Consider the following 8752-nt stretch of genomic DNA (forward strand, 5'->3'; position numbering starts at 1 on the left):
AGGTGTTGGACGACCACCCGGACCACGGTTCATTACGTTCGGTCAGCTCGGCGGAGGGCGTTTTCCAGCCACTCGGCGTCGATCTCGCCCTCGGCCACGATCACGGCGGGGCCGGTCATCTCGATCTCGCCGTCGGGCCGTTCGGTGATGACGAGCCGGCCGCCGGGCACGTCCACGGTGTAGGTCACCGGGGTGCCGGTGGCGGCGGGGTCGGCGCCGTCACGGCGGATGGCGGCCACGGCGACCGCGCAGGCGCCGGTGCCGCAGGAGCGGGTCTCGCCGGAGCCGCGCTCGTGCACGCGCATCGCGACGTGACGGGGGCCGCGGTCGACGACGAACTCGACGTTGACCCCTTCGGGGTAGGCCGACGGGGGGCTGAAGGGGGGCGGGGCGTAGAGGTCGCCGGCGTGGGCGAGGTCCTCGACGAAGGCGACGGCGTGCGGGTTGCCCATGTTCACGTTCCGCGCGGGCCACGTGCGGTCGCCGACGCTCACGGTCACGTCGCCCTCGGGGAGGCGGGCGCCGCCCATGCCGACGGTGACATCACCGTCCTTCGCGATGTGGACCCTCTTCACTCCGCCGCGCGTGGCCACGGCGAGGTCGCCCTCGGTCACATGGCCGGCGTGCTGGAGGTAGCGGGCGAAGACGCGGACGCCGTTGCCGCACATCTCGGCGATCGAGCCGTCGCCGTTGCGGTAGTCCATGAACCACTCCGCGTCGGCGGCCATCCCCTTGGCCTCGGGGTGCGCGGCGGACCGTACGACGTGCAGTACGCCGTCGGCGCCGATGCCGGCCCTGCGGTCGCAGAGAGCGGCGACGGTGGCCGGGGTGAGGTCGAGGGCGTTGTCCGGGTCGGGGACGATCACGAAGTCGTTCTCGGTGCCGTGGCCCTTGAGGAAGGGGATGCTCATTCTTCGAGGGTAAGGGAGGGTGCGTGGTGGTTTGGCTGCGGGCCGGTGGGGGCCGGCGGTTCGGCTGCGGGCCGGTGGGGCTGGTCGCGCCCACGCGGCGGTAGCCGCACATCCAACACGGCCCCGCGCCCCTGACGGGGCGCTGCAGCCAGCGGCGTTCTAGCGCAGTCGTGCTACTCGCCAGACGGCCAGGACGGCCACGATGGCCACCAGGGCCACGTAGGCGATCACCACGCGCCAGTCGGGCCTGCGGCCCGAGCCCTTCGCCGGGATGCCCGGCCAGGTGTAGCCGACCCTGCGGGCGGCCGTCATGCCCCAGCCCGCCGCGCAGGAGCAGATCAGCAGGCCCAGCATCGCGATCACCGCTCCGCTGTCGCCGAAGTCGAAGGCCAGCGGGAACGCGAACATCAGGGAGCCGACCGCGGCCAGGCTCACGATGGGGGCCAGCTGCCACAGGCGCAGCCGGCGCTGCGGACGGAGTTCGACCTCGACCTCGGGGCCGCTCGCGAACATCTCCTCCGGCTCGGGGCCGTCGGCGGTCACACCGCCGCCCACCGTGTCGTCCGGACCGTCGGAGCTCAGCCGGTCCTCGGCCTCTTCCGTGTCACTGGGCCCGACTGCGACATGCTCGGTGTCTTCTGCGGTGTCGCGAGGGCCGGCCTCCATCGCCACGCGCCCTCCCAACCTAGGACTCCACTTGCGATCGAAGCTCGATGATGGCACGTCGCCGGAGGCCGGGACGGCCGGTGGCGCATCCCGATGCCATGACGTGATCAGGCTGTGACCGGTCGTTCGAGCAACGCCAGGGCCAGCCGCGGAAGTTCCTCGCGGTCCGCCGCGGCCCCACTCAACCAGTGCACCCGCAGGTCGCGCCTGAACCATGAATCCTGGCGGCGCGCGAAGCGTTTGGTGGCACGGACGGTCTCGGCCCGCGCTTCCGCTTGCGTGCACTCCCCGGCGAGCGCCGCGAGGACCTGCTGGTAGCCGAGGGCGCGCGACGCCGTGCGGCCCTCGCGCAGCCCGTGCGCCTCCAGTGCGCGCACCTCCTCCACGAGCCCGGCCTCCCACATCCGGTCGACGCGGAGCGCGATGCGCTCGTCGAGCTCGGGGCGGGCCACGTCGACGCCGATCTGGACGGTGTCGTAGACCGAGTCATGGCCGGGGAGGTTGGCGGTGAAGGGCTGGCCGGTGATCTCGATCACCTCCAGGGCCCGGACGATACGGCGGCCGTTGCTGGGCAGGATGGCCCGTCCGGCCCCGGGGTCGGCGGCGGCCAGCCGGGCGTGCAGGGCGCCGGAGCCGCGCAGCGCGAGTTCCTCCTCCAGGCGGGCCCTGACCTCGGGGTCGGTGCCGGGGAACTCCAGGTTGTCGACGGCACCGCGGACGTACAGCCCGGAGCCGCCGACCAGGATCGGCCAGCGGCCCTCGGCGAGCAGGGCGTCGATGCGGGCGCGGGCGAGCCGCTGGTACTCGGCGACGGAGGCGGTGACGGTGACGTCCCAGATGTCGAGCAGGTGGTGGGGTACGCCGGCGCGCTCCTCGGGCGTCAGCTTGGCGGTACCGATGTCCATCCCCCGGTACAGCTGCATGGAGTCGGCGTTGACGACCTCGCCGCCGAGCCGTTGGGCCAGGAAGACGCCGAGGTCGGACTTTCCGGCCGCGGTGGGGCCGACGACGGCGATGACACGGGGGGCGGGGGGTGCGCTGCTCACCGCACCAGTCTTGCAAACCTCGGACGCGGCTCTCGAACGAGTTACGTGACGGTGCATGTCCGGCTTCGTTGCCCGTTGCGAGATTCCCGTGGTCGCTGCCTGGAGGCGGTGACCGGAGTGGCGCAAACGGACGCACCGGGTCACGCGGGATTTCGCCCGCACGAGTAACGTATGGAGTGGATATGGGCGTTTTTGCACGGCTCCTCGGAAAGAAGTCGAAGGTCACGGAGGAGCCGGAAGCCGAGGCACCGGCCGGTACCGAGCCGGACGGGTCCGAGGCGGAGAACGCGGCGGAGCAGGCGGCCGGGGCGACGGCTGCGAAGGGGCTTGGCGAGGACGACGGCGGGAGCGCGGACGCGGAGCCGGACATGGAGCCGGATACCGAGCCGGCAACGGAGCCCGCCGCGGTCGTCGCCGCCGAGTGCACCGAGATCCCCAAGCAGCAGTCCGCCAGGGAGGCCGCCGACAACGAGGCCGGCGAGGGCGCCCGGACTTAACGGCCCGCGAGGGAAGGTGGACCATGCGTCTTTTGGACAATTTGAAGGCCAAGCTCACCCCGGCCAAGGACAAGGCCTCTCACCTCGCGCAGCAGCACGAGGACAAGTTCGACAAGCTCCAGCACGGCATCGACAAGGCCGCGCGGGTCGTCGACGAGAAGACCAAGCACAAGTACAGCGACAAGATCCAGACGGGCACGGGCAGGGCCAAGGGCGCCATGGACCGGTTTGTACACCCGGACGCCATGGGTGCGACCGGGCCGACCGACCCCACCACCCCGACCCGGCCGGAAGGTCCGCCGTCGGCTTCCTGAGCCGGGCGGATCGCGGAGATCGGCGGACGGCCGAGAGTCACCCGACTCCCGGCCGTCCGCCGTTTCACGGGGCGCCCGGGACCGGGCCGGCCGAGCCGTCAGGACCAGGTGGCCACGAGGTAGCCGACGCCGTACGGCGCGTCGTCGTACAGCAGCGCACCCGCGAGGCCCGCGTCCTCGGCCGCGCCGGCCAGGACCTGCCAGGGGGCACGGCCACTGGCCTTGAGCTCGGCTGCCAGGTCGGCGTCGAGGTCCCTGATCGCCGCGATGTCGGCCGCGCCGAGCGCCCGGGCGGCCCCGGCGTCGAAGGGGGCCGCGCGCTCGTCGAGGTAGCCGGGTGCCTTGAGGGTGCGGCAGGCGCTGGCGTCGCCCATGACCAGCAGGCCCACTCGGGCGGCCCGGGTGGCGATCGCCCGCCCGGCGTCGACGCACCGTGCGGCCTCCAGCTGTTCCCCGACGCCGAGCCCCTCGATGGGGGCGTCGGCCCAGCCGGTGCGCTCCAGCAGCCAGGCGGCGACGGAGAGGGAGGACGGCAGTTCCCGCTCGCCGGTCTCTCCGGGGCCGAGCTGTACGTCGACATCGACGCCGAAGCCCCGGAAGGTGCCCCGGCTGCCCTGCGGGAACGCACCTCGCCCGGCCTGCTCGGCGGGCCCGACGACGACCAGCAGGTCCGTCCGGGCGGCGGCCAGGACGCCCAGCGCGTCCGTGCACGCGGCCCGTGCGGAGTCCAGCTCGGGTGCGGCGCCCGCGGCGACGTCGGGCACGAGGAGCGGCGGGCAGGGGCAGACCGCGGCGGCGACAAGCATGGTCGGAGCCTACTTCCAGACCGCTCGGCCAACGGCCCGTCCCCTTCAAAACCGCTCGGTTGCCTCAAAACCGCCCGGTTGCTTCAAGACCGCCTGGTTCACGCCCCGTCCACTTGCTTCCAGGCCCAGGGCCAGGAGTCCGGATGGGTGCTCCACACCAGTTCGGCGAGCCGGTACGTCACGCGGTGTGTGGACATCGCGCCCTCGATGTTCGCGTAGTACGCGTCCCCGTCCCCGATCCGGTAGACCTGCCGGCGCTTCTGGCGCAGGCCGACGCCGGGACGGTGGGTACAGGCGATCTCGTACAGGCGGGCGCGGGCCTCGTCCCGGGTGCCCTCGAAGTGCGCCACCTCGTCGACGTCGTTCTGGTTCCCGAGATTGCGGTCGAAGACCACCACCCAGCGCCCCATGCCCCGCCCCCGCCTCTCCTGAATGAACCCGGCGCGCGCTCAGTGCGCCGCGCAGCCCCCCGTCGCCGCCGGCAGCGGCTCCGGCACCCCGATCTTCGGGAGCCCCAGCATGACACCCGCGGGCTTGGCCGCCTCCGCCGCGTTCCGCTTCTCCCAGGCGTCACCGGCGCGGGTGCGGCGCACGTCGAGGACCGCGCCCTCGGCGAGGAGGTGGTGCGGGGCGGCGTACGTGATGTCGACCGTGACGACGTCGCCCGGGCGGACCTCCTGGTCGGGCTTGGTGAAGTGGACCAGCCGGTTGTCGGGGGCGCGGCCGGAGAGGCGGTGGGTGGCGCCGTCCTTGCGGCCCTCGCCCTCGGCGACCATCAGCTCCAGGGTGCGGCCGACCTGCTTCTTGTTCTCCTCCCAGGAGATCTCCTCCTGGAGGGCGACGAGACGCTCGTAGCGCGCCTGGACGACCTCCTTGGGGATCTGGTCCTCCATGGTGGCGGCCGGGGTGCCGGGCCGCTTGGAGTACTGGAAGGTGAAGGCCTGGGTGAAACGGGCCTCGCGGACCACGTGCATGGTCTGCTCGAAGTCCTCCTCGGTCTCGCCCGGGAAGCCCACGATGATGTCGGTGGTGATCGCGGCGTGCGGGATGGCGGCGCGGACCTTCTCGATGATCCCGAGGTACCGCTCCTGCCGGTAGGACCGGCGCATGGCCTTGAGCACGGTGTCCGAGCCGGACTGCAGCGGCATGTGCAGCTGCGGCATGACGTTCGGCGTCTCGGCCATGGCCGCGATGACGTCGTCGGTGAAGTCACGGGGGTGCGGGGACGTGAACCGCACCCGCTCCAGCCCCTCGATGCTCCCGCACGCCCGCAGCAGCTTGCTGAAGGCCTCGCGGTCGCCGATGTCGGAGCCGTACGCGTTGACGTTCTGCCCGAGCAGCGTGATCTCGGAGACGCCCTCGCCGACCAGGGCCTCGATCTCGGCGAGGATGTCGCCGGTGCGGCGGTCCTTCTCCTTGCCGCGCAGGGCCGGGACGATGCAGAAGGTGCAGGTGTTGTTGCAGCCGACGGAGATCGAGACCCAGGCGGCGTACGCGCTCTCGCGCCGGGTCGGCAGCGTGGAGGGGAAGGCCTCCAGCGCCTCGGCGATCTCGACCTGGGCCTCTTCCTGGACCCGGGCGCGCTCCAGCAGGACCGGCAGCTTGCCGATGTTGTGGGTACCGAAGACGACGTCGACCCAGGGGGCCTTCTTCACGATGGTGTCGCGGTCCTTCTGCGCGAGGCAGCCGCCGACCGCGATCTGCATGCCGGGACGGCTCGCCTTCCGCGGCGCGAGGCGGCCGAGGTTGCCGTACAGCCGGTTGTCGGCGTTCTCCCGCACGGCACACGTGTTGAAGACCACGACATCGGCGTCCCCGTCCGACCCCTCGGGGGCGCGCACATACCCGGCGTCCTCCAGCAGCCCGGACAATCGCTCGGAGTCGTGGACGTTCATCTGGCACCCGTAGGTACGGACTTCGTAGGTCTTGGGTGCTGCTACGTCCACTGCGGGGCTCCGGTCGCTGCTGATGGTCATGGGTCAAGGGTAGGCGGTTCCCGGGGGCCGTCCGCCGGTGGTGGGTGGCCGGGCAGTTCGACCGACCGGTTCGACAGGGGTCGACGCCTTCGGCACGGTGTGTCTCAGGACGCGCCCCGCCGACGGGACATCAGGAGGAACGGCAGGTCAGGACCAGATTTCGGTGAAGTCCTCGATCACCGCGGGAAGGTCCTTGGCGGTCGCGGGGTCTCCCAGGGCCGCGAGCTCCGCGTTGAGCGGGAGGTTGACCGCGACGGTGACGACCAGCACCGCCAGGTAGCAGGCGGCCGCCGCGACCAGCGGTACGGCCACCGCGCGCCGCTTCCTCCGGAAGGCCACCGCCGCCGAGGCGACCGTGCAGGCCAGTGTGGCGAGGAAGACCAGACCGAACAGCGCGCTGCCGTCGATCACCGCGTTGAACCGCTGCATGGCCGCCGCGTACGCACGGTCGTCCAGCTGCGCAAGGCCCGGCATGACAGAGATGTCGTAGGCGAAGAAGAGCCGGGCCATCAGGCCGGTGCACAGGACGGCCGCTCCCAGGAGCGGCCCGGCGACACGGTCGGCGAGAGAGTCGTGGCTGTGCTGGTCGAACCAGCCGGCCTGGACGAAAGACCTCGGTCGAATGCTCATGACCTCAGCCAAGTCTCCGCGCGCCGGACGGCCCATGGCTGTCGGACTCATGTGCATACGCGATCGTCTCGATGCGCGGGTGGCGGCAGCTCCCGCCGCCGTCCGTTCTCGGCCGGCGGCGGCCGGGGGTGGGCCGACGGGGACCCCACCCGTCGCAGACCTGGTCCGGTCCGAGGGGTCTCATCCGTTGCCGGGCCGTGTGCGTCGGTGGGATCTCACGCCTGGTCGCCCCGTGCCCGCTGCCGGCGGTACGCGGCGACCAGGAACACCCAGATCTCGCTGACCGTCGGGAACGGTGCGATCGCGTGCCGGAGGCGCTTGAGCGGGACCTCTCCGGCGACCGCGATCGTGGCCGAGTGCAGCAGTTCGCTGACCCCGGAGCCGACCATGGTCACCCCGAGGAGCACGTCCCGGTCGACGTCGACGACCAGCCGGGCGTGGCCCGTGTAGCCGTCGGCGTAGAGGTTGGCGCCCTGGGCGGCGGCGAAGTCGAGGTCGACCGTCTCCACACGGTGCCCGGCGGCGGTCGCCTGTTCGGCGGTCAGGCCCACCGCGCCCGCCTCCGGGTCGGTGAAGAAGACCTGGGCGACGGCGTGCTGGTCGGCGGTCGTGGCGTGGTCGCCCCAGTCCCCGTCGTCCAGCGGCCGCCCGGCGGCACGGGCGCCGATGGCGTCGCCCGCCGTCCGCGCCTGGTACTTGCCCTCATGGGTCAGCAGCGCGCGGTGGTTGACGTCCCCGAGGCCGTACAGCCACGCGCCCTCGGCACCGTCGACGCCCGCGACCAGGCAGGTCGTGTCCACGTCCAGCCAGGACCCGGGGGGCAGGCCCACGGTCTCCAGACCGATGTCGTCGGTGTTGGGGGCCCGCCCGGTGGCGAACAGGATCTCGTCGGCCTCCAGTTCACTCCCGTCGTCGAGCGTGACGGTCACCGGCCCGGCGGCATCGGGGCGGCGCAGCGCGGTCACCTGGACGCCGATCCGCACGTCCGCGCCCGCCTCGGCCAGCCCCTGGGCGACCAGCTCTCCGGCGAAGGACTCCATACGGGGCAGGAGCCGCCGTCGGGCGAGCAGCGTGACCTGCGATCCCAGCCCCTGCCACAGCGTGGCCATCTCCACGCCGACCCCACCGCCGCCGACCACGACGAGCCGGGCGGGCACGGTGCTGGAGTCGGTGCCGTGCCGGTTGGTCCAGGGATGTGCCTCCGCCATCCCCGGGATGTCCGGCAGCACCGGCCGGCTGCCGGTGGCGACGGCCACCGCGTGCCGGGCGACGAGGGTCTGCCGGGCGCCGTCGTCCCGGGTGACGGTGACCCGGCGCGGCCCGTCGAGCCGGCCCTGGCCCCGGAAGAGGTCGGCGCCGATGGACTTGACCCACAGCGCCTGCCCGCTGTCGTCCCAGTCGGTGACGTAACGGTTGCGCCGGGCGAAGACCGCTCCGGTTTCCAGCCGCCCGGTCACGGCCTGCCGGGCGCCGTCCACCCGGCGGGCGTCGGCGACGGCGATGACCGGCCGCAGCAGCGCCTTGCTGGGGACACAGGCCCAGTAGGAGCACTCGCCGCGGTCCCCGCCTCGGTGACCTTCACCCCGCTGCTCCCTCGCACCAGCAGCTTCACCCCGAGCCGTCGCTCCAGCCCACTGATGGTCTGGGAAAGGGCGGGCTGACTCACGTGCAGCCGCCGGGCGGCTGCGGACAGTCCCCCTTCCTCCACGACGGCGACGAAGGCCCGCAGCTCACGCAGTTCCATACCCTCATGATCGCGCCCCTTCAGGGGCGCGGGGCTGTATCGAATGTGCGGCTACCGCCGCGCGGGCGCGACCAGCCCCCACCGGCCCGCGCCGGACCCGCGACCGCTAGATCCCCTGCCACTCCGGCTTGTTGACAAAGGTGTACCGGAAATAATCCGCAA

The 8752-nt window shown here is 72.4% G+C and carries 9 protein-coding genes and 2 pseudogenes; 2 read left to right on the top strand and 9 right to left on the bottom strand.

What is annotated here, in order from left to right; translation table 11 throughout:
• Positions 1–32 precede the first annotated feature (32 nt).
• From dapF to miaA, 3 genes are all read right to left on the bottom strand, one after another.
• Entirely contained in the window at positions 33–911 is an 879-nt protein-coding gene (dapF, locus tag ACIRR9_RS34610; protein WP_403760112.1) for a diaminopimelate epimerase, read from the bottom strand.
• A gap of 159 nt (positions 912–1070) precedes the next feature.
• Positions 1071–1577 (bottom strand): hypothetical protein, encoded by a 507-nt coding sequence (locus ACIRR9_RS34615; RefSeq protein WP_403760135.1) that lies wholly within the window; start codon positions 1575–1577, stop codon positions 1071–1073.
• A gap of 107 nt (positions 1578–1684) precedes the next feature.
• Positions 1685–2623 carry a tRNA (adenosine(37)-N6)-dimethylallyltransferase MiaA gene (gene miaA, locus ACIRR9_RS34620; protein WP_403760115.1) on the bottom strand — a complete coding sequence of 313 codons (939 nt, stop codon included), beginning with the start codon at positions 2621–2623 and terminating at the stop codon, positions 1685–1687.
• Between the two features lie 182 nt (positions 2624–2805).
• Here miaA and ACIRR9_RS34625 point away from each other — a divergent pair, with 182 nt between their 5' ends.
• Complete coding sequence (locus ACIRR9_RS34625) at positions 2806–3120, top strand: hypothetical protein (protein ID WP_403760118.1); 315 nt, start codon at positions 2806–2808, stop codon at positions 3118–3120.
• A 23-nt stretch (positions 3121–3143) separates the two neighbouring features.
• Positions 3144–3434 carry an antitoxin gene (locus tag ACIRR9_RS34630; protein ID WP_365351439.1) on the top strand — a complete coding sequence of 97 codons (291 nt, stop codon included), beginning with the start codon at positions 3144–3146 and terminating at the stop codon, positions 3432–3434.
• A 98-nt stretch (positions 3435–3532) separates the two neighbouring features.
• Here the strand turns inward: ACIRR9_RS34630 and ACIRR9_RS34635 are convergent, their stop codons facing one another.
• The 6 genes and pseudogenes from ACIRR9_RS34635 to ACIRR9_RS34660 all read right to left on the bottom strand — a co-directional run.
• The gene (locus ACIRR9_RS34635) at positions 3533–4240 is read right to left on the bottom strand and encodes a class III extradiol dioxygenase subunit B-like domain-containing protein (RefSeq protein WP_403760121.1); all 708 of its coding nucleotides are present in this window, start codon (positions 4238–4240) and stop codon (positions 3533–3535) included.
• A 98-nt stretch (positions 4241–4338) separates the two neighbouring features.
• Positions 4339–4650 (bottom strand): hypothetical protein, encoded by a 312-nt coding sequence (locus ACIRR9_RS34640; protein WP_365351437.1) that lies wholly within the window; start codon positions 4648–4650, stop codon positions 4339–4341.
• Between the two features lie 39 nt (positions 4651–4689).
• Positions 4690–6216, bottom strand: a complete 1527-nt coding sequence (gene miaB, locus ACIRR9_RS34645; protein WP_365351436.1) for a tRNA (N6-isopentenyl adenosine(37)-C2)-methylthiotransferase MiaB — start codon at positions 6214–6216, stop codon at positions 4690–4692.
• 147 nt (positions 6217–6363) lie between these two features.
• Positions 6364–6846, bottom strand: coding sequence for an anthrone oxygenase family protein (locus ACIRR9_RS34650; protein WP_403760126.1), 483 nt, complete (start codon positions 6844–6846; stop codon positions 6364–6366).
• A 215-nt stretch (positions 6847–7061) separates the two neighbouring features.
• Positions 7062–8462, bottom strand: a pseudogene (locus tag ACIRR9_RS34655) (FAD-dependent oxidoreductase); the annotation flags it as partial.
• Positions 8463–8467: 5 nt separating this feature from the next.
• Positions 8468–8590: pseudogene (locus ACIRR9_RS34660) on the bottom strand (LysR family transcriptional regulator); the annotation flags it as partial.
• Positions 8591–8752 lie beyond the last annotated feature (162 nt).

This window comes from Streptomyces sp. NPDC101234 (assembly GCF_044767525.1).
In the GTDB taxonomy this organism is placed as follows: Bacteria; Actinomycetota; Actinomycetes; order Streptomycetales; family Streptomycetaceae; genus Streptomyces; species Streptomyces sasae.

What these genes read in the sequence shown, in the direction of transcription:
- dapF (WP_403760112.1), bottom strand. Translation starts at nt 911, where the DNA reads ATGAGCATCCCCTTCCTCAAGGGCCACGGCACCGAGAACGACTTCGTG.
- ACIRR9_RS34615 (WP_403760135.1), bottom strand. Translation starts at nt 1,577, where the DNA reads ATGGAGGCCGGCCCTCGCGACACCGCAGAAGACACCGAGCATGTCGCA.
- ACIRR9_RS34625 (WP_403760118.1), top strand. Translation starts at nt 2,806, where the DNA reads ATGGGCGTTTTTGCACGGCTCCTCGGAAAGAAGTCGAAGGTCACGGAG.
- ACIRR9_RS34630 (WP_365351439.1), top strand. Translation starts at nt 3,144, where the DNA reads ATGCGTCTTTTGGACAATTTGAAGGCCAAGCTCACCCCGGCCAAGGAC.
- ACIRR9_RS34635 (WP_403760121.1), bottom strand. Translation starts at nt 4,240, where the DNA reads ATGCTTGTCGCCGCCGCGGTCTGCCCCTGCCCGCCGCTCCTCGTGCCC.
- ACIRR9_RS34640 (WP_365351437.1), bottom strand. Translation starts at nt 4,650, where the DNA reads ATGGGGCGCTGGGTGGTGGTCTTCGACCGCAATCTCGGGAACCAGAAC.
- miaB (WP_365351436.1), bottom strand. Translation starts at nt 6,216, where the DNA reads ATGACCATCAGCAGCGACCGGAGCCCCGCAGTGGACGTAGCAGCACCC.
- ACIRR9_RS34650 (WP_403760126.1), bottom strand. Translation starts at nt 6,846, where the DNA reads ATGAGCATTCGACCGAGGTCTTTCGTCCAGGCCGGCTGGTTCGACCAG.